Consider the following 23,971-nt stretch of genomic DNA (forward strand, 5'->3'; position numbering starts at 1 on the left):
GACGGGGCCATGTCCATCGACACTCTTTCGGCCAAGCCGGTCGATTACACCCGCGCCTTTTCGCAGGCGATCGACCGTCTTCAAGCCGAAGGCCGTTACCGCGTGTTCATCGATATCCTGCGCAACAAGGGTCATTATCCCAGCGCGCGGTGCTTCGCCGGCCACAATGGCCCGAAGCCGATCACCGTCTGGTGCTCGAACGATTATCTCGCGATGGGCCAGCACCCCAAGGTAATCGCGGCGATGGAAGAAGCGCTGCATGACGTCGGCGCCGGCTCGGGCGGCACGCGCAACATCGGCGGCAACACGCATTACCATGTCGATCTCGAGGGCGAGCTTGCTGACCTCCACGGCAAGGAAGGCGCCCTGCTCTTCACGTCAGGCTATGTCTCGAACGAGGCGACACTCGCGACGCTGGCCAAGGTGCTGCCGGGGTGCATCATCTATTCGGACGAACTCAATCACGCCTCGATGATCGCGGGCATCCGCAACGCGGGCTGCGAGAAGCGCGTGTTCCGCCACAATGATCTGGCGCATCTCGAGGAACTGCTCGCCGCCGACGATCCTGCGACGCCCAAGCTGATCGCGTTCGAGAGCGTCTATTCGATGGAGGGCGATGTCGCCCCGATCGCGGCGATCTGTGATCTGGCCGACAAGTATAACGCGCTGACCTATCTCGACGAAGTGCACGCTGTTGGCATGTACGGCGCGCGCGGCGGCGGCATCTCGGAGCGCGACAATGTCGCGCACCGCCTGACCATCATCGAAGGTACGCTAGGCAAGGCGTTCGGCGTCATGGGCGGCTATATCGCCGCGGACCGCACGATCATCGACGTGATCCGCAGCTACGCGCCCGGCTTCATCTTCACCACCTCGCTCTCGCCCGTGCTCGTGGCAGGTGTGCTGGCAAGCGTGCGCCACCTCAAGAGCTCGTCGGTCGAGCGCGAAGGTCAGCAGGCTGCCGCCGCACGGCTGAAGGCGATGATGGCAGAGGCCGGCCTGCCGGTGATGGTGGGCGACACGCACATCGTGCCTGTCATGGTCGGCGACCCGGTGAAGGCAAAGAGGATCAGCGACGTGCTGCTCGCCGAATACGGCATCTACGTTCAGCCGATCAATTATCCCACCGTGCCGCGCGGCACCGAGCGCCTGCGCTTCACGCCCGGGCCGGCGCACAGCGAAGCCATGATGCAGGAACTGACCGACGCTCTGGTCGAGATCTGGGACCGCCTGGAACTGCGCAAGGCCGCGTAATCAGATCGTCACCCCGGTCTTGTGCCGGGGTCCAGCGTTCCGCACCCCTTAGCGGCGGCGGATCAAGCTCAACGCCGGATGCCGGGACCAGCCCGGCGTGACGAACGGGACTAGTTCGCCTTTCGCTCATCGCGCGTCGCCCCCAACCACCCGTCATGCTGAACTCGTTTCAGCATCCATCGTGCCGCATACGCCAGGCGCCGCGGATCAAGCCCAACCGTGGATGCCGAAACAAGTTCAGCATGACGGGAGGGCGTCATTCCCGCTTCGACAAGCCGCACCCGAACCGGCTAGAGGACGCCGCTCGCACCACGAATAGGGAAAACAATCATGCAAGCAGTCGGCGTCATTGGCGCAGGGCAGATGGGCGCAGGGATCGCGCAGGTTTCCGCCCAGGCCGGCTATCGCGTGCTCCTGACCGACGTCGACAAGGCACGCGCCGAGGCTGGCAAGGCCGGCATCGCCAAGCAGCTCGACCGCGCGGTCGAAAAGGGCAAGCTCGATCCGCAGGCGCGCGAACAGGCGCTGGCCCGCATCGAGCCGATCCAAGGCGTCGAAGGTATGTCATCCTGCGGCCTCGTCATTGAAGCGGCGACCGAGCGCGAGGAGGTGAAGCGCGCGATCTTCGCGCAGGTCGGCACCGTGCTCGGCCATCAGGCAATCCTCGCCTCCAACACCTCCTCCATTCCGATCACGCGGCTGGCGCAGGCCTCGCCCGATCCCGCGCGCTTCATCGGCGTGCATTTCTTCAATCCCGTCCCCGTGATGGGCCTGATCGAGGTGATCCGCGGCCTCGCCACCTCGACGGAGACGGTGAAGACCGTCGTGACCTATGCAACCGCGGTCGGCAAACAGGTCGTCCATGCCAATGATGCGCCCGGCTTCATCGTCAATCGCATCCTGATGCCGATGCTGAACGAGGCGTGCTTCGCGCTCGGCGAAGGCGTCGCGACGATCCGCGACATTGATCTAGCCTGCCAGCTCGGGCTCAATCATCCGATGGGCCCACTGACGCTCGCCGACTTCATTGGGCTGGACACCTGCCTCGAAATCACCCGCGTGCTGTTCGAGACGACCGGCGATCCCAAGTTCCGCCCGGCGCCGTTGCTGGTGAAATACGTCGAGGCCGGCTGGTATGGGAAGAAAACCAAGCGCGGTTTCTACGATTACACGGGCGACACGCCGGTCCCGACGCGATAAGCCTTGCCGGCGCCGGTCGATGAAAAGGCCGGCGCGCAACGGCACAATGCTATTGAGCCGTTGAATTATCTCCCTTCCAGCCACATTTTGGCTGCGTTGCTGCCTGCGCTTTTGCGGCGCGCCTTTCCTTTTGGCGCTGCTTCAGCTAAGCGCCCGCGCGCCCTCATCCGCAGAAAGATTGATTTTTTGGCGAAAGAAGAACTCCTCGAAATGCGCGGCCAGGTGGTCGAGCTCCTGCCCAACGCCATGTTCCGCGTCCGGCTGGAGAATGATCACGAGATCCTCGGCCACACCGCAGGCAAGATGCGCAAGAACCGCATTCGCGTGCTGGTGGGTGACGAAGTGCTCGTCGAACTGACGCCGTATGATCTGACCAAGGGGCGGATCACCTACCGCTTCATGCCAGGCCGCGGCGGCCCCGGCCCGCAATAAGCTCCGGTCCGCAGTACGTGGTGGGTAGGCTCATGCCCGCCGATCTGATCCTCGGCTCTGCTTCACCCCGCCGGTTGGCGCTGCTCGCGCAGATCGGCGTTGCGCCGGCGCGCGTGGTCGCCCCGGATGTCGACGAGACGCCGCTGAAGGCGGAGCGCCCGCGCGATTACGTCCTGCGCGTGGCGCAGGCCAAGGCAATCGCGGTGCCGCGCGCTGATGGCGAGGTCGTCCTTGCCGCCGATACCAGCATCGCCGTTGGCTCGCGCATTCTGGGCAAACCGGCCGACGAAGCCGATCTGGCAAAGATGCTTCGGCTCCTTTCCGGTCGTCGCCACCACTGCCTCTCCGCGGTGGTCGTCGTCGACGGTGCGGGTACGGTGCGCACACGGCTTTCGGATACGATGGTTGCCTTCAAGCCGCTGACGGCGGCGGAGATCGCTGGCTATGTCGCCAGCGGCGAGGGCATGGGCAAGGCCGGCGGCTATGCCATCCAGGGCCGCGCCGAGGCGTTCGTGCGCCGTATCGACGGCTCATACTCGGGTGTGGTCGGTCTTCCCTTGTTCGAAACTCGCGCGCTTCTGGTGACGGCGGGCGTTATCCTTGGCTGAGTGGCTGTTTGAAGCGGGCATCGGTGAGCAGCGCGCTGCCCTGATCGATGACGACGGCCACATCATCCGCGCCCGAATCGCAGTGGACGGCGGCGGCCCGCAGCCCGGCCTCATCGCCTCTGCCCGCCTGATCGAGCGCGACCTCGCCCGGCTCGACACCGGCGAGGATATCACCCTCGTTCGCCCACCCGCCGGCATTACGCTCGGCGCTGCCATCCGGGTGGAGATCACCCGCGCCGCAATCCCCGAGCCGGGCCGGCCCAAGCCGCCGCGCGGCCGCATCACCGATGCCCCGGCCCGCCCGGCCCACACGCTGCGCGAAAGCCTCATTGACGCACCTGTGCGTGAACTGCGCACCCACGAGCCCGACGCGCTCGAGGCAGCCGGCTGGTCCGAGGTGCTGGAGGAGGCTTTGACGGGCGACATCGCCTTCCCCGGCGGCATGCTGCGCTTTTGGCCGACCCCGGCGATGGCGCTCTTTGACGTCGACGGCGATCCGCCGCTCGACGCGCTCGCCGTGCGCGCCGCGACCGCAGTTGCGGCCGCGATCGAGCGCCACAACATCGGCGGCTCGATCGGCATCGACTTTCCCACGCTCGCCGGGCGCGATGCGCGGCAAGCGGTCGCCGCCGCGCTCGACTCGCGGCTCCCGCAACCGTTCGAACGCACTGCCGTGAACGGCTTCGGCTTTATGCAAATCGTGCGGGCCAGGGCCTATCCGTCCACGGCCGAACTTCTCCGGTCCGACCCCGTTGGCGCCGCAGCGCGGGCCGCCTTGCGCCAGATCGAGCGCACGCCTGCCTCCGCCCCCAACTGCTTCCGCGTGCCCCCGAAGGTCCGCGCACGCATCCTGGCGCATCCCGATTGGATGGCAGCAATCGTGCAACGCACGGGCCGCACGCCCATATTCGACGCATGAACGACACCTGCCCGCTGTGCGCTCAGCCGAGCGACCCCATCAACGCCCCCTTCTGCTCACGCCGGTGCAAGGACCGCGATCTCTTGCAATGGCTAGGCGAAGGATATCGCCTCCCAGGCGCACAGATCGATCCAGATGGGCTGGACAGCGGCCACACACCCGATTAGGGGGACCGCTCTCCGGCGTTCCGTCGGCGTGCCCAGGTAGCTCAGTTGGTAGAGCATGCGACTGAAAATCGCAGTGTCGGCGGTTCGATCCCGTCCCTGGGCACCACATTCTCCCTGCTGAATGCCGCGATCAATTGGTAGCCATTCCGCCGTCGGCGCGTCGATCCACGTCGGTTCCCATGCCGCTGCACAGGTCACCACCGAACCGACGTGGCCACTCCGGAGCAGCCAGTTAAACTTATGCTCTCCCAGCGCGTTCTTGGGGCAGGTGCAGGAGTGAGCGAATGAAACCGTCCCATATACCCGGAAACGAGCCCGATCCTGGCGACATGTCCGTCGAACCGGGCATGCCCGTGCTCACTGGCGACACAGAGGAGCACAGCTTGCTCGAAGACGAGGCCGATACGCCCGGCGATTTCGCCTGAACTGCAGGAGAGCAAAGATGACCGATCCTGACCAGAACGAGCCGAGCGAAGCCGAGAAAGCTGACGAGATGGAAAAGGCACAGGAGGACGCCGCCGAGGAACGTGAAAACAACGGCGGCTATCAGTAATCTCGGGTAAGAGGCGAGCCGCCGAACGCACCCTAAACAGGGCTCTTACCGACGGTTCGCCTAATCCACCGCGCGCAGAGACAAGGCTTCGTGCTGTGGCGGTGTGGGGGGTGGCAGTTGATCCAGGAATGCCGCGGTTCCGCGATTGCCGCTTCCTGGGGAGCCACAGGCACTCACTGTTTACCCGCACCGGCACGCAAGGCGCGCGGCTCCACTTGCAAGTCAACGTCAATTACGAGAGGCGCAGCTTGAGTGGGGCTGACACGAGGCTAGGTGCAGACGCTCTGCGGAAGGATGCGTTCCGCCCAATCTCGCGCAATAGGCGTGTACCGGTGCGCTGATCTATCGCCGCGCTGACACAACAGTGACCGCAGGAGACCGGCAGTATTGCAGGTACGATCGCGTACGTCCGCCGGCCGCCTCTTTCATCTGCAGGCTAATCCGCTCGAAGCGATCGCGTTCCTCCCGTGCGACGATATGAGCGAAGTGACCTCCCTCGAAGTAGGTTTGTTCCGAATAGCTCGCGATGATCAACCCCCTTTTGTGTCGCTCCGGGAACCCGCTCAGACAGAATCTGTTCCCCCGCGTTGTCGGCAAACCGTTGAAAACGAGAACTCTTGTAGGCAGAGTAGCATCCTGCTGCTTCGGGTCGACGCTATCCGACATCAATCGCGGGTTGTCGTCACCGGCGCCGTACTCACCCTTGCCGAACCATGGTTTCCTGTCACCGATGCCTCTCGCGCGCTCGGACTGACCGCCTTAGGCCTGCGATGGTGAGGCGTATCCCAACTAGCCACGCCGTTCCCGACACGTCGCGTTAGCGCTGGGACGGCCGCTATTCACAACACCCCGCTGCACCGAACGATTTGAGCAACAAATAGTGGGCTGCGACAGCATCAGAAACAATCGATGGCGGATCGGTCGCGAGTGCCGGTCATTATTTCAAGATATCAAGGCGGCGACCCCGCGAAATTCAGACCCGGGTGGCGCGCGCCAGCAGCGGCAACAGCGCGGGGGAAAGATGTGCCAGGCGGACGGCTAGGGCAGCCAGCCAGGGTCGTTCGCCGGCACGCCAGGCAGCGGCAGCGATCCCGATCGGGCGCTGCAACCGTGCGGCAAATTGCCGCTGGAACGACGGCGCAGCCTGAGGCCCGCCAACGTGATACGCATCGGCCGCGGCAAGGGCGCTCGCTACGGCAATCGCCATCCCTTCGCCTGCCAGCGACGGGATGACACCTGCCTGATCACCAAGCCGGAAGACACCGGCCGTGCTCGACATGGCGCGCCAGCCGTAGGGCACGTTCGCCACCGCATCGATCGGGGCGCCGGACACGCGCAGCGCAAGCCGATCGCCGAGCGCCGGCAGTTCCCCCGCCAGCGCGGTGAGCAGCCGTTCCGGTGTCCCGGCCTCCTGCAGGCGCGACCGGCGCACGGCCATGCAGAGGTTGCCGCTGCCGTCCTCCTGCCGCACCAGCCCGGCATAACCGGCGCGTGTCAGATGCAGCTCGATCGCATCCCCGACCAAACGGTCCAGCACCCTGCCGGGCGCAAGACGGACCCGCAGCCCAAGCGTCGGATCGTCGCCGCGGGCCCCGGTCGGGCGTGCCAGACCGCGTGTGTCGTGCTTGCCGCTCGCCAGGAACAGTGCCTCGGCCGCGATGCATGCGCCATCGTCAAGCCGGGCCACGCCATTCGCGACTGCGCGCACGCCAATGCCGCGCTCGATCACCGCGCCGGCGTTGCCAGCGGCGGCCAGCAATATGGTATCGAGCCGACGCCGGGACACCCCGCGGGCAGGCGACGGCAGCGGCGCTTCCGCCACACCGTCACGGGTCACCAGCCGGACGCGTGTCACAGCCGCCGCGTTGAGGGTCTCGCCAGGAATACCGAGCCGTTCCAGCATCGCCAGCATATGCCAGCTCAGAAAGCCGCCACATAGCGCGTCGGGCGTTTCGCGCGATCGCTCGATCAGCAGGTGCGGCATGCCCATGCGCGCGAGGCGGATCGCAAGCGTAGCCCCCGCCGGGCCGCCGCCCACGATCAGCGCCGGCGTTCGACGCATAACCGAAACGGAAAGACGCGCGATACGCGTGCATCGACGATCCCGGCCTGCGCTAGCAGTTCCCCCCACTCTGCCGGGCGAAACGAGCGGGCAATCGATACCGTCCCGTCGTGTCGAACAATGTGATGCCACCGCGCGATCCATGCCAGCAGCGGGAAGCCGCGATGGGCCATCGCGTGACGCATCAAGTCGTTGACGAACCAACCCGCCGCAGCATTCGCCTCCATGAAACGGAGAAATGCGATCAGTTCGTTCTGCGTCATGTGATGCGCGACGAGGCTGGAGATGATCACATCCCACTTCTGATCGGCCAACTCTGCATAATCGCCCGTGATCCAGCGGATCGACGATCCTGCCGGCGTGTGTTCGCGCGCCGCCGCCTCGCTGCGCGGATTGAGATCCACCCCGACCAGCTCGACGCGAACGCCGCGCCGCGCCGACCAGCGTTCGATCCGGCGCAGCATGTCGCCATCGCCGAATCCGACGTCGAGGATGCGCAGCCGGGATCGCCCGCGGGCCAACCGGCCCAAGAACGCGAGCGTCGGCCGCGCCGCGAGCGTCACCGTATTCACGCGCGCCAGGTCCGCGACAACCGCGGCATAGACTGCCGGGTCGAGATCGTCGGCGTCCATCAGTTCGCTGGCGTCGCGTCGGGTAGCGAGACTCACGCGGCGCTCGCGAAGCGAAAGCCCTCGGCAGCCAGGCCGGGACCGAAGGCAAGTGCGACGCCCTGGTCGATGCGCGGACCGTCAAGCAGGCGCGCCAGCACGAACATCAGCGTGGACGACGACATGTTGCCATTGTCGGACAGCACGGCTCGCGAAGCGGACAAGGAGTCGTCGGGCAGATCGAGCGACCGTTCCACGGCCTCAAGGATTGAGCGCCCCCCGGCATGGACGGCCCATCCGTCCACTGCAGCGGGTGACATCCCGCCCGTTGCCGCTAGAGCGAAGGCAGGATCGGCGAGCGCGGCCGCGATCCGGCCTGGTACTTCACCCGAGAGATGCATCGCGAACCCATGATCGGTAACAGTCCAGCGGATCAACTCGGCGCTTTCGGGCAGCGTCGTCGCAAAGGGCTGTCCCAGATCGAACCCGCCTGACGCGCCCGTGACAAGCGCGGCGGCTGCGCCATCGCCGAACTGCAGCATGGCGAGCAGCGCCTCCAGATCGCCCGTCGCTTGCAGGTGCAGCGTCGAGAGTTCTACCGTGATAACAAGCACGCGGGCGGCAGGCTCGGAGCGCACGATATGCCGTGCGGTTCGCAGCGCGGCAACGGCGGCATAGCATCCCATGAAGCCGATCAGGACCCGTTCGGTCGACGGCAGTAGATCGAGCCGGGCGGCGATGATCTGATCGATGCCCGGCGCGACGAAGCCGGTGCAGCTCGCCACCACCAGATGCGTGATGCCGTTAAGCGGCACCTTGCCGGCGAGATCGTCGACGGCGCGGATCGCGAGCGCCGGGGCGGCCTGTGCGTAAATGTCCATGCGCGCCGCGGTGCCCGGCCACCGATCCGCGGCGTAGAAGCCGTCGGGGCCCGTGGGATCAGACGTTTGCGGCAGCACGGACCAGCGGTGAGCGATGCCTGCGCGCCCCGCCATGCGATCAAACAATGCCGCCTCGCGCGCGCCCGTCAGCTGCTGACGCGCCCAGCCGATGAAGGCCTGATGGACGTCGTGGTGAGGAACTGCGGTCCCGATCGCGTGGAGAAAAGCAGACAAGCGCCCTCACAAGCCAAGTAATCACCCGAGAACGCGCCTGCCGTATTCATGGGGCCGCCCCGGTCACTCGTAGCCCAAATAAATACACCCGTTTTCGTCCCGCGCCCACAGGCGGGCGTTGCTCGCTTGCTGACAAAGCGTGCTGTGCTCGTTTACCTTGTTCTGAACGGGGCAGGGAGGGCGGCCGGGTGAAGCATCGTCGTGAGATCGACGGGCTGCGAACGGTCGCGGTCCTGCCGGTGCTCCTGAGCCATGCAGGCGTGTCGCTCTTCGCCGGCGGGTTCGTCGGTGTGGACGTGTTCTTTGTAATCAGTGGCTACCTGATCACCGGGATCATTCTGTCGGAAATGGACGAGCAGCGCTTCTCCATTATGCGCTTCTACGAACGGCGCACGCGCCGGCTGCTGCCTGCGCTGTTCGTCATGATGGCTGCCTGCCTGATCGCCGGCTGGTTCCTGATGAGTGCCGACGCCTATCAGAACCTCGGGCAAAGCGTTGTCGCCACCACCGTGTTCTCGAACAACATCCTGTTGACGATGACCAGCGGCTATTGGGACATGGAGTCGCAGTTCAAGCCGCTGCTGCACACCTGGAGCCTCGGCGTCGAGGAGCAATATTACATCGCGGTGCCGCTCATCCTGGTGCTGGTGCATCGCTACCTCCGCCGGCACGTGCCGCTCGCCCTGGCGACAATCGGGGTGATCAGCTTTGCGCTTTGCCTGTGGAGCATGCGCGCGCATCCGGTCGGCAACTTCTATCTCCTGCACACCCGCGCCTGGGAACTGGCGGCTGGCGGCTGGGCCGCGACCGTCCGGTCACCGGACGATCATCGCGGGTCTGACGCGCTCTCGATCCTCGGGCTGCTCATGATTGCGGCCACGGTGCTTGCCCTCCCGGAAGGATCGCCCTCGCCTTCCCCGGCGATTGCGCTCCCCGTCGCAGGCACGGCCCTGATCCTCCTGTACTGCCGTGCGGGCCTTGCCCACCGGGTGCTTGGTTCGCGGCTCATGGTCGGCATCGGCATGATCAGCTACAGCGCGTACCTCTGGCATCAGCCGTTATTCGCCTTCTTGCGGGTGGCGAGCAGCAGCAGCCCGCCGGTGTGGCAGTTCGTCGCCCTGATACCGGTGGCACTGTGCTTGGCCTGGGCCAGCTGGCGTTTCGTGGAGCGCCCTTTCCGCAGCCGATCGATGCGCTTTCGCACCGTGGCTGCCGTTCTGGCGCCGGCCGCATTGGCGTTGCTGCTGATCGGAGCGCTCCTGCACCTGCGCGGCGGGTTGCCACAAAGGTTCGATGTCGCGCCCGGCGCCGACCCACCGGCCAGCTTCAAGGCGTACAATATGCGCGTGTTCGAGCTGAAGCAGGATCGCTTCCCGCCTGGAGCCCGGCAGCGCGCTTTAATCCTTGGCAACAGCACCGCGCGTGATGTCGTGAACATGGCGGGCGAAGCGGGTGCTCTGCCGGGCTATGCGATCGTCTATCGCGATGACCTAAGTCTATGCGACGGCGATCGCCTCAGTGCCAGCAAGCGCGCGCTGGTCGCGGCGGCGACGCTCGTGGTGCTGGCGTACGATCACCAGCCACAGAGGACCTGCAGCGGATGGCAGTTGGCGCAAAGGCTCGACCTACACGGCAAAATTGTTTTCATTGGTCCCAAGGGATTCGGCGTTAACCTGAACCCGTACGCACGCCTGCCGCTGGCCCAGCGTCGGTGCGCGCGCGTCCCGTTGTCGGCTACCGCACGCGAAGCGAGCCGCCTGTACCGCGCCATCACCCCGCCACAGCTCTACGTCGATGTCATCGCCGCCTTGTCTCCCGACGGCCGGCATGTGCCGGTGTTCGACACACAAGGACGGAGCCTCAGCGAGGATCGCGTTCATGTGACGCGGGCCGGCGCGCGTTTCGTTGGCGAGCGGGTCTTCCGGCACCCTGCCTGGCAGCGGATCGTCCGACGCGTGGCAAACGAGCGGCACTGAGCGGATCGCCCGCGCACCGCGTTGATTAAGCAGACCGTTTCGCCTTCGCGCCCGCCAGCGCCGACAGAACGCCGCGAAGCGTCCGTACTTCCTGGCTGCTCCAGCCCGGCTTGGTCAGCAGCGTGCGCAGCGTGCGAAGCGTTGCCGGGGTGCGATCAGGCGGGAAAAAGAAGTTCGCTTGCTCGAGCATTGCGTTCAACTGCCCGATCATGCCTTCCAACTCCTCGTGCGGCGCCGGCGGATCAAGCGCGACCTCGGGCGGAGAGGCAAGCGCTTCCCCCTTGGACCATTCATACGCAACGAGGATCACTGCCTGCGCCAGGTTCAGGCTGCCGAACTCGGGGTTGATCGGTACGGTCAGGATCGTTCGCGCCAGGGCCACGTCATCGGTTTCCAACCCGGAACGCTCCGGGCCGAACAGGATCGCGCTGCGCCCGTGCGCACCGCGCATCTGCACCGCCGCTTCCTCCGGCGTGACCACCGGCTTGGTAACGCCGCGCTTGCGCACGGTGGTGGCATAGACATGCGGGCAATCCGCCACGGCCTCCGCCACCGTTTCGAACACGCGTGCATTGGCGAGCACGACGTCCGCGCCCGATGCCGCGGGGCCGGCGGCGGGGTTCGGCCACCCATCACGGGGAGACACGAGCCGCATCTCAGTCAGCCCAAAGTTGAGCATGGCGCGCGCTGCCTTGCCGATATTCTCGCCAAGCTGCGGCCGGACGAGGACGATCACGGGCGGGGTGGAAGCATCAGCAGTCATGATGTGCGCCTATCCGGCGACCGGGTGGGGAGACAAGCGCCCGATCTCCGCCGCGTGCTCAGCTGCGTCCGGCTTCCTCGACGGTGCCGGCAAATTCCTCGAAGTCGCGTGCTTCGCTGAAGTCGCGATACACGCTGGCGAACCGGATATAGGCCACCGAATCAAGGCCCTTCAGCCCGTCCATCACCATCTCACCGATCCGTTTGGACGTTACCTCGGCCTCGCCGCTCGTCTCCAACTGGCGCTGGATCCCGCTGACCAGGCGCTCGATCGCCGGCGTGTCGAGCGGTCGCTTGCGCGCGGCGATACCAATGGAGCGGAGCAGCTTGTCGCGATCGAATGCCTCGCGCCGGTCTTCCGACTTCACGACGGTCAACTCGCGAAGCTGAATGCGCTCAAACGTGGTGAAGCGCGCGGCGCAGCCCTCACACTGGCGGCGGCGGCGGATCGCCGCGCCATCGTCGGTCGGTCGGCTGTCCTTCACCTGGCTCGCATCGTGGCCGCAGAAGGGACAGCGCATCGGTCAGTTCAATCCATCAATTCAGCCGTCGCTCGCCGCGGCCAGCCAATCCATTCTCAAACGTCACGATACAAAGCGCAACGTTTGAACGTGACAATAGCCGCCGCGAGCCTGACGGTTCACGCGTCGGTCAGATCTTGTCCCGCCGCGCATAGGCAACACCGGCTCCAACCGCCGCGCCAATTACCGGACCGATGAACGGGATCGGGATCGCGACAATGGCACCGACCGCACCATATTTGGCCATCTTCTTGCCAAGACCAGGCGTGTTCTGGACGGTATTCTGAACTTCTTCGATCTTAGACACGGTCACCTCACTTGTAGATAGGGAAACGAGCGCATAGCGCGCGAACTCGTTCCCGAACCGCGCCTTCAATTTCCGCATCGCCCTGCTCGCCCTTCTTGGCGAGGCCGTCGAGCACGTCAGCGACCATGTTGCCGATCTCGCGGAATTCCGCCGTGCCGAAGCCGCGCGTGGTGCCAGCGGGCGTCCCCACCCGAATGCCGCTGGTCTTCACCGGCGGCAGCGGATCGTTGGGGATGCCGTTCTTGTTGCAGGTGATGCCGGCCCGCTCCAGCGCCTCGTCGGCGTCACGGCCCGTCACGCCCAGGGGGGTGAGGTCAACCAGCGCCAGATGCGTGTCGGTCCCGCCAGATACGATTGCCGCGCCGCGCTCCTTCAGCGTCGCGGCCAGAACCTTGGCGTTCTCCACCACCGCAGCGGCGTAGCTCTTGAACTCGGGCTGCAACGCCTCGCCGAACGCCACCGCCTTGGCAGCGATGACGTGCATCAGCGGGCCACCCTGAAGCCCGGGGAAGACCGCCGAGTTGATCTTCTTCGCGATCGCCTCGTCATTGGTCATGATCATGCCCCCCCGCGGGCCGCGCAGCGTCTTGTGCGTCGTGGTGGTCACGACATGGGCGTGGCCGAAGGGCGTCGGGTGCACCCCGCCCGCGACCAAGCCGGCGAAATGCGCCATGTCGACCATGAAGAACGCGCCGACCTTGTCCGCAATCGCACGGAAGCGCGCAAAGTCGATCTGGCGCGGATAGGCCGAACCACCGGCGATGATCAGCTTGGGCTGCGTCTCTACCGCCTGCTGCTCGACCGCATCATAGTCGATCAGGTGCGTATCGGCCGTGACGCCGTACTGCACGGCGTTGAACCACTTGCCGCTCATCGCCGCGCGCGCGCCGTGCGTCAGGTGGCCGCCCGAATCGAGGCTGAGCCCCATGATCGTGTCGCCGGGCTTCACCAGCGCCAGCATGACCGCGCCATTCGCCTGCGCGCCCGAGTGCGGCTGGACGTTGGCAAAGCCGCAGCCGAACAGCTGCTTGGCGCGATCAATTGCGAGCTGCTCCACCTCGTCCGACGGGTGGCAGCCCTGGTAATAACGCTTGCCGGGATATCCCTCGGCGTATTTGTTGGTGAAGACGGACCCTTGCGCCTCCAGCACTGCCTTGGAGACGATGTTCTCCGAAGCGATCAGTTCGATCTGCGTCTGCTCGCGGTCCAGCTCATGCGCGACACCGGCGAACACCGCGGAATCGGCATCGGCCAGGCCGCGGGTGAAGAAGCCACCTTCAACAGCATAAGGCGTCTGAACCTCGTTCAGCGTCGTCGGATTGGTGCTCATGCTGGCTCCTTTTCGAAAGCAGGCGCGCCGAGCTTGTCGACGCGGGGGGCGTGGCGGCCGCCGGCAAAGGCGGTGTCGAGGAAAGCGGAAACGCAGGCCTTGGCCATGTCCTCGCCGACCAGGCGGGCGCCCAGGGCGATGGCGTTGGCGTCGTTATGCTCGCGCGACAAAGCGGCGGCGAGCGGGTCGGAGACGAGCGCGCAGCGCACGGCGGGGTTGCGATTGACAGCGATCGAGATGCCGATCCCCGATCCGCACAGCGCAATGCCGCGCTCGGCTTCTCCGGCGGCAATCGCCTCAGCCAGCTTGAAGCCGTAATCGGGATAATCGACCCGCGCAGCGGTGGCGGGTCCGAGATCCAGGACTTCGTGCCCGGCCTCGCGCAGCCAGGCGACAAGCGTCGCCTTCAGCGACACGGCGGCGTGATCGGAAGCGATGGCGACTCGCATGAGGCTCAGCGATGCTCTCGGCAGTGACGGATGCGCGGGCCTTTAGCCGCGGTGTCACGATAATGCCACCGTTGCGAACGGATGCAGAGAATGATCGCTGTTTACGCCCCATTTCTCACCGACCGAGCCGACCGCAGTCGAGGCGCGCGCAGCGTGCGCCCGTCCGTCCACTACGCTCGGCACGAACCGCGCAGGTCAGGCCGCCTTGGCCTCCTGCCGGAAGCGGTGAAGCAACGGCTCGGTATAGCCAGACGGCTGCGTCACCCCCTCGAACACCAGCGCGCGCGCCGCCTGGAACGCAAACCCCTCACGCGTCAGCGGCCGGTACAGCGGATCGCTCGCATTCTGCGCGTCGACCTTCTTCGCCATGCGGTCGAGCGCCGCGTCCACCTCAGCTTCGGTGCACACGCCGTGAAGCAGCCAGTTGGCGAGATGCTGCGAGGAAATGCGCAGCGTCGCGCGGTCCTCCATCAGCCCTACGTCATGAATGTCGGGCACCTTGGAGCAGCCGACGCCCTGGTCGATCCAGCGCACGACATAGCCAAGAATGCCCTGGCAATTGTTGTCGAGCTCCTCGCGGATCTCCTCCGGCGTCCAGTTGCGCCCCCCGGCGAACGGCACTGTCAGCAGCCGGTCGAGCGCGGGCGGCGCCTCGCCCGCAATCTCCTTCTGCCGCGCGAACACGTCGACTGCGTGATAGTGCAGCGCATGGAGCGTCGCCGCCGTCGGCGATGGCACCCAGGCGGTGTTAGCGCCGCTCTTGGGATGCGCAATCTTCTGCTCCAGCATGTCGGCCATCATGTCGGGCGCCGCCCACATGCCCTTGCCGATCTGCGCCTTGCCGCTGAGACCACACGCAAGGCCAATGCGCACGTTGCGATCCTCATACGCCTTGATCCAATCGCTGCCCTTCATCTCCGCCTTGCGGATGACAGGCCCGCCGCGCATCGCGGTGTGAATCTCATCGCCGGTGCGATCGAGGAAGCCGGTGTTGATGAAGACGATCCGGTCGCGCACCGCATGGATGCACGCCGCGAGATTGGCGGAGGTCCGCCGCTCCTCGTCCATCACGCCGACCTTGATCGTGTGGCGCGCGAGGCCCAGCAGATCCTCCACCGCGTCGAACAGCCGGTTGGTAAAGGCCGCTTCGTCCGGCCCATGCATCTTGGGCTTCACGATATAGATCGATCCGGCGCGGCTGTTCTGCAGCGTACCGAGCCGCTTCAGATCATGCAGCCCGATCAGCGACGTCATGATCGCGTCGAGGATGCCCTCGGGGGCCTCGCTACCATCGGCCAGCCGGATCGCCGGCGTTGTCATCAGATGACCGACGTTGCGCACGAACAGCAGCGAACGGCCCGGCAGCGTGAAGCTGGAGCCGCTCGGCGATTGATAGGTGCGATCGCCCGCGAGCCGGCGAGTCAAGGTCTCGCCGTTCTTCTCGAAGCTCTCGACGAGATCGCCGCGCATCAGGCCCAGCCAGTTGCGATAAGCGGCAACCTTGTCCTCCGCGTCGACCGCGGCAACGGAGTCCTCAAGGTCGACGATCGTCGTCAGCGCCGATTCGAGGATCACGTCGGCAATACCGAGCGGGTCGGTCTTGCCGATCGGATGATCACGATCGACCACGATCTCGATGTGCAGCCCGTTGTGGGCGAACATCACGCCCTTATCGAACGTCGCGAAGCGATGCGGGCAGTCGCCGCCGGTCAGCGCCGCTTCCCAGCCCGACAACGTCTCGTCCAGGAACGCCCGCGCCCGCGCGATCACCTGTGCCCCGCGTTCCGCATCATAGCCGCCCGGCTTCGCCTTCCCCGGCAGTGCATCGGTGCCATAGAATGCGTCGTACAGGCTGCCCCACCGCGCGTTCGCAGCATTTAGCACGAAGCGCGCGTTGAGGCTCGGCACCACCAGCTGCGGCCCAGCCATGGTGGCGATCTCGGCATCAACATTCTCGGTGCCGATGGTGAACGGCGCCGGCTCGGGCACGAGATAACCGATCTCGGTCAGGAACGCCGCGTCGACCGTCTCGCCAGCGGCATAGCGTGCGTCGATCGCCGCCTGCAGCTCCTCGCGCCGGGCGAGCAGTGCCTTGTTGTCGGGCGTGAAGCGCGCAAAGATCTCCGCCGCACCCTGCCAGAAGGCGTCTGCCGAAATGCCGGTGCCGGAAAGCGCCTCGCTTTCGACAAAGGTGGCGAGACGATCATCGACCGAAAGGCCAGCGCGGGTCTGCATGCGGAATCCTCCAAACGTTACCAACAGCGCCTGGGGAGGGCACCGACGCGATTAGGCGATAGGTACTAGCAAGCGCAACGCCCTAAATCCTCCGCAAGCTCCGCCTGGGGAGGGGGACCAGCGAAGCTGGTGAAGGGGAAGATGCGGAGCTGCGCGGTATCCTCCCACCACCCGGCTGCGCCGGGCGGTACCTGCTCCCCGAGCAAGCTTGGGGAGGATTGCTCACCCACGCTTCCACACCATCATCTCGCCCTCGGCGACCACCTCGCCGGCCGTCCCCACCGGCTCCGCGCTCCCGTCGCTCAGGAAAGCGATCGTCGCCGCGTCACCTGCCGGCACCTGCGCCAGTGTGCGCTTGCCACCCGGCAGCTTCGCCACCACCACGCCGGCCTTGGCCGAGCCATCGCGGTTGTAGAAGACGGTGTAGGTCTCGACCTCGGCGGGCCCGGTGTAATCCTTCACCAGCTCCGGCACTGGCCCGCGCGCAGCATCCGCCTCGTCCTGAAGGTCGAACGCATGCGCCTCGCCAGCGCCCGGCAGCGGCTGGGTGCCCAGCACGATCGCATGATTGTGCGTGGCAAATCCGCCGTTGGCGAACAGCAGCCCCTTCTCGCCCGCACCGGCGCGCAAGGCATCGACCATCTCAGCCACGGCATGCGCCATATAATTGCCGATGGGCCCGCCGCCGAAGGTCAAACCACCGAACACCGTTGCCGGCCTCTCGACCGGCCAGCCGATCACGCGCCGCGCCATCTTGGGCACGCACGGGAAGCAGGAATACAGCTCGACCAGATCGAGATCGCCCGCCGTCATCTCGTTGAACTCAAGCGTGCGCTTGAGGCACACCTCCATGCTCGGGGACTTGTCGTAGCGATCGCGGGCGAGGAAATCGTCCGCTTCATGCGCGCTGGCACCGCGCCCGACGTAGACGATCCGCTCCTCGGGCACGCCGCGCCGCCGCGCCTCGGCCAGGCTCGTGACGATAAAGCCCGCACCCTGATTGACGCTCGAATTGGCCACCATCAGCTTGGTATAAGGGAATGCGATCGGGCGATTGTCCGCGGTCGGCTCGATGATCTCTTGCGGAGACTTGGGCGCGTGGATCCAAGCGGCCGGCGTCTGTGCCGCCACTTCGGAGAAGCGCGACCAGATCTCGCCCGACTCGCGCTGCCCCTCGGCCAGCGTCTGGCCATAAGCCGCGCGCCCGGCATTCTCGTATAGCGGGTAGACGTCGACCGGGGTCGCCAGGCCATAGATCTGCCGATAGCCCGGTGCCGCGCCCTTGCTGAGATTGCGCAGCGGGTTCTGGTCCGCAACGCTCGTCTTTGCCGCGATCGCCGCGCGCTGGCTGGCGGTGCGCAGCGCCTCGCCGCCCGTCACCGCCGCGATCCGGATCTCGCCGCGCGCAATGCGATTGGCGGCCTCGTTCAGCAGCAGGATCGGGCTGTCGCCATTGGGGCCGACCGATTGATAGACGAGTGCCGCCTTCGATCCGATTCCGTCCGCCACCTTCCGCGCCAGCGGATTGTCTTTGCGAAAGCTGATCTGCTGGACGACCGCGACCGAATCCACATCGCTCAGCCAGCCGCCGCCGGCATCCTTGTCGGCCTCCTCAAGCGCGGCGATCATCAGGCCGAGCGCATCTTTCCCCGCCATCGGATCGGCCGGGCGGTCGTTGACCTGCCCAACGCCGACAATGACCGCGACCTTCTCTGCGTCCAATCCCATCACTTCGCCTTCCACACCGGCGCGCGCTTCTCGGCAAACGCCTTGGGCCCTTCGCGCGAATCCTCGCTGGTGAAGACGACCTTGGTTTCGGCGCGGTTCTGCGCCCAGGCGCTCTCCTCGCGTGCGACCTTGCCGTCGGAAATGCCCTGCGCCATCCGCTTCGACGCCTGCACCGACAACGGCGCATTGACGGCGATCCGCTCCGCGAGCGCAAACGCCGCGTCGAGCAGCTGCTCGCGCGGCGCGACGGCGTTGATCAGCCCCAGCTCCAGCGCGCGATTGGCGTCGATCGGATCGCCAGTCAGGATCATTTCCATCGCGATTTTCTTGGGCAATTGCTCGGGGAGCCGAAATACCCCGCCAGCGGCCGCAAACAGGCCGCGCTTGGGCTCCGGCAGGCCGAACTTGGCCTCGTCCACCGCCACCGCAAGGTCGCAGGCGAGCGTGATTTCCAACCCGCCGCCCAGCGCCATGCCGTTCACCGCGGCGATCACCGGCTTGGAAATGGCGTGGCTGACGATCCCGGCAAAGCCCCAGGCCGCCTTGGTCTTGTCGTCCGGCGCGAGGCTTTCGCCGCGCGACAGTGCGACGAGATCCGCCCCCGCGCAGAAGGATTTGTCGCCGGCACCTGTCACGATCACGACGCGGACCTCCGGATCCTTGTCCGCCGCCTCCAGCGCATCGCCCACGCCCTCATGGACGAAGCGATTAACCGCGTTGCGCGCCTCCGGACGGTTGATCGTGATAAGCATCACGTTGCCGCGCGTCTCAACGGTCACGGCTTCGTTGCCCAGTTCAGCCCCACGCTCAGTCATGTCTTCGATTCCCTTCTAGGCAGCCTGTTCGATGATCTTGTCGGCGAGGAGTGGCGCGATCGCGTCATCGCTCAGCCCCAGCCAGTCGCGGAGCACTTCCGCGCTATTCTCGCCGATGCGCGGGGCGGGCCGCTGATCGGGCGCGGGCACCCGCTCGAAATGCGCGATCGGCCCTTCCACCTGAAAGGCTGAAGGCACCAACGGGTGCGTCGCCGCGCGGAACGTGCCAAGCGCGCGATAACCCGGCGAGTCCGGCAGCTCCACCACCCGCACCATCATGCCCGCGGGCACGCCAGCGGCCTGCAAGGCGGCGGCTGCGGCATCCGGCGCGATCGCCTGCGCCCAGCGCTCTGCGCCCGCCCGATCGCTGCCGCCGGTCACCGCCGCGATCGCCGCCCGGTCGGCATCGTCGCGCACGGTGACGACGCACCATTCATCGTCACCGGCGCACGGCAACAGCCAGTTCTCGATCGCCTCCCCGCCATCCACGGCCATCCCGGCAGCCTCCGCCGCGCGGCGCGCAATGTCGGCTGCCATATGGCCCAGCATCACCTCCGCCTGGCTCACGCTGGCGGCACCGCCCTCGCCCGTTCGCATCCGCCGGATCAGCAGTGCGAGGGCACCGGCCGCGCCGATCCGCGCCGCGACATGGTCGGGATAGACCGTCACCGTGTCGCAGAAGCCATCGGGCTCGTCCGGATAAACCCACTGCCGCGACAGCCCCGCCGAGGCACGCACCAACGGGCCGTAACCCAGTCGGCGCGACCAGGGCCCGGTCGGCCCGAACGCCGAACTATCAACGGTGACGAGGCACGGATTGGCCGCAAACAGCGTCTCTTGGTCAAAGCCGAGGCTGGCGAGCGTACCCGGCTTGAAGTTCGACAGCAGCACGTCCGCTTCGCGCACCAGATCGAGGAACAGCGCCTTTCCCCGCCCGGAACGCAGATCAATGGAAAGCCCCCGCTTGTTGCGGTGCCCCGCCGCAAAGGTCAGGCTGACGGGAGCATCGTTTAGCGACTGCCGCTGCCCATCAGGAAAAGCGCCATTCTCCACCTTCACCACATCGGCGCCGAGATCCGCGAACAGACGCCCGGTTTCCCCGCCTACCACGATCACGCCCATGTCGAGCACGCGCACGCCGGCGAGCGGATAATCTGCCCTCGCTGGCGCTTGAAAGGAGGGCCGCTCACCCCCGAACTGCGCGTCACCTTTCAACCCCGGTGCCGGCCCCCGTACGCCCGCCCGGGCGCCGTCGATCTCGATCGTGCCGTTCGGAAAAGGCAGGCTGCATCCTGCCGCGATCTCTACCGGCACAAAGGCGTGCCGCGCTGCCATCTGCGGCGTGCGCACCGCCTCCCCGGCATTGAGCACCGCCGCCGCCGGTACGCCCCTGCGTGCCGCTTCTTCTTCGATCTCGGCGCGCCCTTTGTCGGCAAAGAACCGAGTAATGGCTGGCAGCAGCTCGGGCGAGGTCAGCCGCGTGATCAGCCGGTCCCAATCCGGGCCGGCGAATTCGGCTGGCTCCCCCATCCACGCATGCATCGCGCGCCATTGCCGCGGCGCCAGGATGCAGAGGCGAACGAAGCCGTCCGCGCACGGCAGGATCGGATAACGGTGTCGCTCATCGGTTCGGCTGCGCGGCATCTGCCACAGCGGCACGCCCGATTGCGCGCTACCGGAAAGCCCAAACCCGGGATCGAGCGCCTGCATGCCCGCTTCCAGCAGCGATATGTTTACCCGGTCGCTCTCGCCGGTGCGCAGGCGGCGGATAAAGGCGCCAAGCGCGGCCACCGCGATCTGCGGCCCCGCCGTCTCCAAGGCCAGCTGCCCGGGTGGCAACAACGGCGGTCGCCCCGGCAAGCCGGAGCGCGACAGGCCCCCCGTCAGTGCATGAAGCACCGCATCGCTCGCCTGCCAGTCACGCCAGGGGCCAGTCTGGCCGAAGTCGCTGATCGACACATGGATCAGTGCCGGCGCCGCCGCCCGCAGTGCCGCGTGATCGAGCCCCTCCAATCCTGCTTCCAGGAAGATGTCCGCCTCGCGCGCCAGTGCCAGCAGCCGCTCCTGATCGCTCGGCAAGTCGATCGCCACCGCCTTCTTGCCGAGGTTCGCGGCAACGAACGACAGACTGACGCCTTCGACCGTGGCGCCCGCCAGCCGATCCGCCCCGCCGCCACTCGGCTCGATCCGGATCACCTCGGCGCCCAGCTCCCCCAGCAACCGCCCCACTGCGCCGAGCCGGCCCGGCACCGCATCGATCACGCGAACCCCGGAAAGCGGCAGGTCGGTCATAACGGCCAGGCCAGCTCCCGCCGCGCCGCGCTCTCGCGATAGAAGTCGAAGAACGGCGCTTCGTCTCCGCTCGTCTCCGCCACCTCGTCATGCTGCGCGATCAGTGCCGTCGCCAGCGTGCCCCAGATCCCGTCAAGCGCGTCCAGCATCTCGCCCTCGTGCGTGACAGGCGCATCGTCGCCGAGCAGCCGGCGCATGTCAGCGATATCCGCCCGCCGCCACGCCGCCGCTTTCTCCGCTTCCTGCGCACCGAGCAGCGCCAGCAGCGCCGCCACCGTCAACGTCGCGCCGGTAAAGGCGTCGGCCGCGCCCACCTTTTCGCCCGCGCCGGCCGCCGCGATCCCCGCGCCGATCAGCACTTGCGCCAGGTCGCTCGACGGCATCACCGGCACGGGATCATAATGCTTTCCGCCCAGCTGCGCCGCGATGATCGCGTCCTGCCGCCGCGCGGTGTACCAGCCGGACACCGCGAGCACGGGATCCTGCCGCCCGCCATCGACGAATTCGCGGAAGGCGGAAATCCAGATCGCGATCCCCTTCACCGAAGCGAACAGCGACCACCAGCGCATCGCCGCGGGATCCACCGTCAGCCCGCTCGCCCGTTCCCAGGCCGCGATCGCCTCGTCGCGCGGCAGCATCCCGCACGAAACGCCGGGTGAGAAATGATCCCAAATCGGGTCCAGCGCCCAGCCGAGATCCTCCAGCGGATCGCCGAGGTGCGCCATTTCCCAGTCGAACATCGCGAGCATCTTGCCAGCGCCATCGTGCATCACATTGCCCGATCGGTAATCGCCATGGACGATCGACACGCGCTGCGCTGGCGGCGGCGGATTGGCGCGCAGCCAGCGGATCGCGGCCTTGGCGATCGGCTGCGGCGCTAGCGCATCCTCGTCGATCACCCCTTCCCAATAATCGAGCGCCACGCGCCAGCATTGGTCGGCCGCCGGTGCCGGCACATGCTGCGCCAGCGGCGATCCCACCGGATCATGCGCCGCAAGCCGCCCCAGCGCGCCAAAGAAATCCTCGCCCAGGGTTCGGCAATGCGCGCCGAACGGATCGCGCGCGAAGCTGCCGGCAACTTCACCGCCTTCGATCCGCTCCATGATGAAGAAGGGTCGGCCCAGCTCCGCGCCATCCCGCTCCAGCACGACAGCATGCGGCACCGGCACGATGCCCGCCGCGCTCTGATAGGCGCGGAACTCCGTCTCGCTCTCCGTATCGATCAGCCCCTTGGCCGGCTCACGGCGCAGGATCAGCCGGTGGATTTGCTCGCCGTCGTGCGCGTCGAACCGGTACGTCTCGCGGCTCGCCCCGCCCGGGATGCGGGCCAGTGCTTCCACGCGCACTGCCCGGCCCCACAGGCGGGTAAGATAGGTCGCAATTTCGGCTTCGCTCAGCATTGTCCCGCTCATGCCGGGTCCAGCATCCCCTTGAAGCCTGACGGCGCGTGCGGGCCGATGACCAATTGCTCGAGTACGCCCTTGCCCCGGCGCACCTTGCCGTCCGGCCCGGTCATGGTGACGTTGGCGATCGCCTGGATATGCAAATGGTGCGGTTGCATCACGTCGAGCTCGGCCGGTACGAACTCCTCGCGCTCCACCACCACGCTTTCGCCCTGGTGGCGGCCATGTCCCCATTTGGGATGCGTGTAGCCAAGCCCCAGCATCATGAACGGCTCGCCGATGTCGAACTCGACCTTGGTCTCCGCGCCCTTGTCGTCCTTCAGCGTCACGCTGGCGCCCTGCGCATGGCGCGATCCCTGCTTCCACTGGATCTCGTAGTCGGATTCAAAATGCGTTTCGTCCGCGATCCCGCCGCCCAGCGGCTTCCAGGCGGCGCGCCGGTTCCAGAAGCGGCCATGCTCGTCGTCGTTGGTGTGGAAATAGAAGTCGCCGTCCTCCATCGCGGTCGGGCTCCACAGCCAGAAGAATTGCGGCATGATCGGCGGGCTCGCCGGCTGCGCATCCGGCGCGCCGATCGGCCGCACGCCCCAGGAGCGGTCACGCGTGCCGAGCCAGCTCGACACCTCGGTGCGCACGCCATCCACCTCGATCCAGCCCTGATAGGTGCCGTTCTGCGTCATGCGCGTCACGTCCATCAGCACGCGCGGGCCATTGCGCCGGGTGAACCGCGGCTCTTCCAGCGGAAAGGCGCGGCCGGTATAGGTCAGCTCCGCGCGGATCTTGTGCTCGGGCGCATCCACCGTTAGCTTCACCGACTTTAGCGGCTCCAGCACCTCGACGGCAATGCCGCCGACCTGCGTATCCATCCGCTCCATGCCGAGGTCCCGGCTGGCGTGGAGGTTGATCTGCTTGCCGTCCTTCAGCCAGCAGAAGCTCGCGTCGATGATGTTGATGTGCGGATAGACGCCCATCGCGGCGGCGAAGAACCCGTCCTCGTCCGCACCCGGCGCATAGCCGTTGAAGAAAAAGCGATCGTAGAAATTGCGGTCCGTCCCCGCATAGGCGACCGGCTCGGCCGTCTGATGGATCGGATATTCATCGCCCTTGGTCAGCACCATGCCCGCTCTCCGCAAATTGGCGCCGGTCTGTGCCGGCTTGCAGGTGCGAGGTGGACCAGCGGCAGCAGCGCTGTCAACGGCAAGATAACAGAAGTTACGCCCGCGCGGGCGCCGCTG

The 23,971-nt window shown here is 66.5% G+C and carries 22 protein-coding genes and 1 tRNA gene; 9 read left to right on the forward strand and 14 right to left on the reverse strand.

Features of this window, described 5'->3' with window-relative positions; genetic code table 11:
- The first annotated feature begins 9 nt into the window (after positions 1–9).
- The 8 genes from hemA (at position 10) to SPMU_RS16915 (ending at position 5,005) form a co-directional block, all read left to right on the forward strand.
- A complete protein-coding gene (gene hemA / locus SPMU_RS10775) occupies positions 10–1,254 on the forward strand; it encodes a 5-aminolevulinate synthase (RefSeq protein WP_088333880.1) in 1,245 nt (414 codons plus the stop codon).
- A 330-nt stretch (positions 1,255–1,584) separates the two neighbouring features.
- The gene (locus SPMU_RS10780) at positions 1,585–2,454 is read left to right on the forward strand and encodes a 3-hydroxybutyryl-CoA dehydrogenase (protein ID WP_088333881.1); all 870 of its coding nucleotides are present in this window, start codon (positions 1,585–1,587) and stop codon (positions 2,452–2,454) included.
- A gap of 186 nt (positions 2,455–2,640) precedes the next feature.
- Positions 2,641–2,886: a translation initiation factor IF-1 gene (infA, locus tag SPMU_RS10785; RefSeq protein ID WP_026325702.1), complete on the forward strand. Its 246-nt coding sequence runs from the start codon at positions 2,641–2,643 to the stop codon at positions 2,884–2,886.
- 32 nt (positions 2,887–2,918) lie between these two features.
- Complete coding sequence (locus SPMU_RS10790; protein WP_088333882.1) at positions 2,919–3,494, forward strand: Maf family protein; 576 nt, start codon at positions 2,919–2,921, stop codon at positions 3,492–3,494.
- Complete coding sequence (locus SPMU_RS10795) at positions 3,487–4,413, forward strand: ribonuclease (RefSeq protein ID WP_088333883.1); 927 nt, start codon at positions 3,487–3,489, stop codon at positions 4,411–4,413. Before SPMU_RS10790 ends, SPMU_RS10795 begins: the two co-directional genes overlap by 8 nt.
- Entirely contained in the window at positions 4,410–4,580 is a 171-nt protein-coding gene (locus tag SPMU_RS10800; protein WP_088333884.1) for a DNA gyrase inhibitor YacG, read from the forward strand. Before SPMU_RS10795 ends, SPMU_RS10800 begins: the two co-directional genes overlap by 4 nt.
- Before the next feature lie 30 nt (positions 4,581–4,610).
- Positions 4,611–4,686: transfer RNA gene (locus tag SPMU_RS10805), tRNA-Phe, on the forward strand.
- 178 nt (positions 4,687–4,864) lie between these two features.
- Positions 4,865–5,005, forward strand: coding sequence for a hypothetical protein (locus tag SPMU_RS16915; RefSeq protein ID WP_169715687.1), 141 nt, complete (start codon positions 4,865–4,867; stop codon positions 5,003–5,005).
- 1,101 nt (positions 5,006–6,106) lie between these two features.
- Here SPMU_RS16915 and SPMU_RS10810 read toward each other — a convergent pair.
- The 3 genes from SPMU_RS10810 to SPMU_RS10820 are packed head-to-tail and all read right to left on the reverse strand — an operon-like array spanning position 6,107 to position 8,918.
- A complete protein-coding gene (locus SPMU_RS10810) occupies positions 6,107–7,195 on the reverse strand; it encodes an NAD(P)/FAD-dependent oxidoreductase (protein ID WP_088333885.1) in 1,089 nt (362 codons plus the stop codon).
- On the reverse strand, positions 7,174–7,863 hold the full coding sequence (locus tag SPMU_RS10815) for a methyltransferase domain-containing protein (RefSeq protein ID WP_088333886.1): 690 nt from the start codon (positions 7,861–7,863) through the stop codon (positions 7,174–7,176). The genes SPMU_RS10810 and SPMU_RS10815 overlap by 22 nt, the downstream gene beginning before the upstream one ends.
- Complete coding sequence (locus SPMU_RS10820) at positions 7,860–8,918, reverse strand: type III polyketide synthase (protein WP_088333887.1); 1,059 nt, start codon at positions 8,916–8,918, stop codon at positions 7,860–7,862. Before SPMU_RS10820 ends, SPMU_RS10815 begins: the two co-directional genes overlap by 4 nt.
- 188 nt (positions 8,919–9,106) lie before the next feature.
- On the opposite strand from SPMU_RS10820, the gene SPMU_RS10825 reads away from it, so the two are divergent.
- Positions 9,107–10,894 (forward strand): acyltransferase family protein, encoded by a 1,788-nt coding sequence (locus SPMU_RS10825; RefSeq protein ID WP_169715688.1) that lies wholly within the window; start codon positions 9,107–9,109, stop codon positions 10,892–10,894.
- Between the two features lie 25 nt (positions 10,895–10,919).
- On the opposite strand, the gene SPMU_RS10830 is transcribed toward SPMU_RS10825, so the two are convergent.
- The 11 genes from SPMU_RS10830 to SPMU_RS10880 all read right to left on the reverse strand — a co-directional run bounded on the left by SPMU_RS10830 (position 10,920) and on the right by SPMU_RS10880 (position 23,854).
- Positions 10,920–11,657, reverse strand: coding sequence for an RNA methyltransferase (locus SPMU_RS10830; RefSeq protein WP_088333889.1), 738 nt, complete (start codon positions 11,655–11,657; stop codon positions 10,920–10,922).
- 58 nt (positions 11,658–11,715) lie between these two features.
- Positions 11,716–12,177 carry a transcriptional regulator NrdR gene (gene nrdR, locus SPMU_RS10835; RefSeq protein WP_088333890.1) on the reverse strand — a complete coding sequence of 154 codons (462 nt, stop codon included), beginning with the start codon at positions 12,175–12,177 and terminating at the stop codon, positions 11,716–11,718.
- A 130-nt stretch (positions 12,178–12,307) separates the two neighbouring features.
- Positions 12,308–12,484 carry a hypothetical protein gene (locus SPMU_RS16920; RefSeq protein WP_169715689.1) on the reverse strand — a complete coding sequence of 59 codons (177 nt, stop codon included), beginning with the start codon at positions 12,482–12,484 and terminating at the stop codon, positions 12,308–12,310.
- Between the two features lie 7 nt (positions 12,485–12,491).
- Positions 12,492–13,814, reverse strand: coding sequence for a serine hydroxymethyltransferase (glyA, locus tag SPMU_RS10845; RefSeq protein ID WP_088333892.1), 1,323 nt, complete (start codon positions 13,812–13,814; stop codon positions 12,492–12,494).
- The gene (rpiB, locus tag SPMU_RS10850; RefSeq protein WP_088333893.1) at positions 13,811–14,263 is read right to left on the reverse strand and encodes a ribose 5-phosphate isomerase B; all 453 of its coding nucleotides are present in this window, start codon (positions 14,261–14,263) and stop codon (positions 13,811–13,813) included. The genes glyA and rpiB overlap by 4 nt, the downstream gene beginning before the upstream one ends.
- A gap of 195 nt (positions 14,264–14,458) precedes the next feature.
- Positions 14,459–16,498: a malate synthase G gene (locus SPMU_RS10855; RefSeq protein WP_088333894.1), complete on the reverse strand. Its 2,040-nt coding sequence runs from the start codon at positions 16,496–16,498 to the stop codon at positions 14,459–14,461.
- Positions 16,499–16,720: 222 nt separating this feature from the next.
- Positions 16,721–18,226, reverse strand: a complete 1,506-nt coding sequence (locus tag SPMU_RS10860; RefSeq protein WP_088334121.1) for an acetyl-CoA acetyltransferase — start codon at positions 18,224–18,226, stop codon at positions 16,721–16,723.
- Positions 18,226–19,041: a crotonase/enoyl-CoA hydratase family protein gene (locus tag SPMU_RS10865; RefSeq protein WP_088333895.1), complete on the reverse strand. Its 816-nt coding sequence runs from the start codon at positions 19,039–19,041 to the stop codon at positions 18,226–18,228. The genes SPMU_RS10860 and SPMU_RS10865 overlap by 1 nt, the downstream gene beginning before the upstream one ends.
- Positions 19,042–19,056: 15 nt before the next feature.
- Positions 19,057–21,333, reverse strand: coding sequence for a CoA transferase (locus SPMU_RS10870; RefSeq protein WP_088333896.1), 2,277 nt, complete (start codon positions 21,331–21,333; stop codon positions 19,057–19,059).
- Positions 21,330–22,745 (reverse strand): phosphotransferase family protein, encoded by a 1,416-nt coding sequence (locus tag SPMU_RS10875; RefSeq protein ID WP_211275773.1) that lies wholly within the window; start codon positions 22,743–22,745, stop codon positions 21,330–21,332. The genes SPMU_RS10870 and SPMU_RS10875 overlap by 4 nt, the downstream gene beginning before the upstream one ends.
- Positions 22,742–23,854, reverse strand: coding sequence for an Rv3169 family protein (locus tag SPMU_RS10880; RefSeq protein ID WP_088333898.1), 1,113 nt, complete (start codon positions 23,852–23,854; stop codon positions 22,742–22,744). The genes SPMU_RS10875 and SPMU_RS10880 overlap by 4 nt, the downstream gene beginning before the upstream one ends.
- Between the last annotated feature and the right edge of the window lie 117 nt (positions 23,855–23,971).

It is taken from the genome of Sphingomonas mucosissima, assembly GCF_002197665.1.
GTDB classification, from domain to species: Bacteria; Pseudomonadota; Alphaproteobacteria; order Sphingomonadales; family Sphingomonadaceae; genus Sphingomonas; species Sphingomonas mucosissima.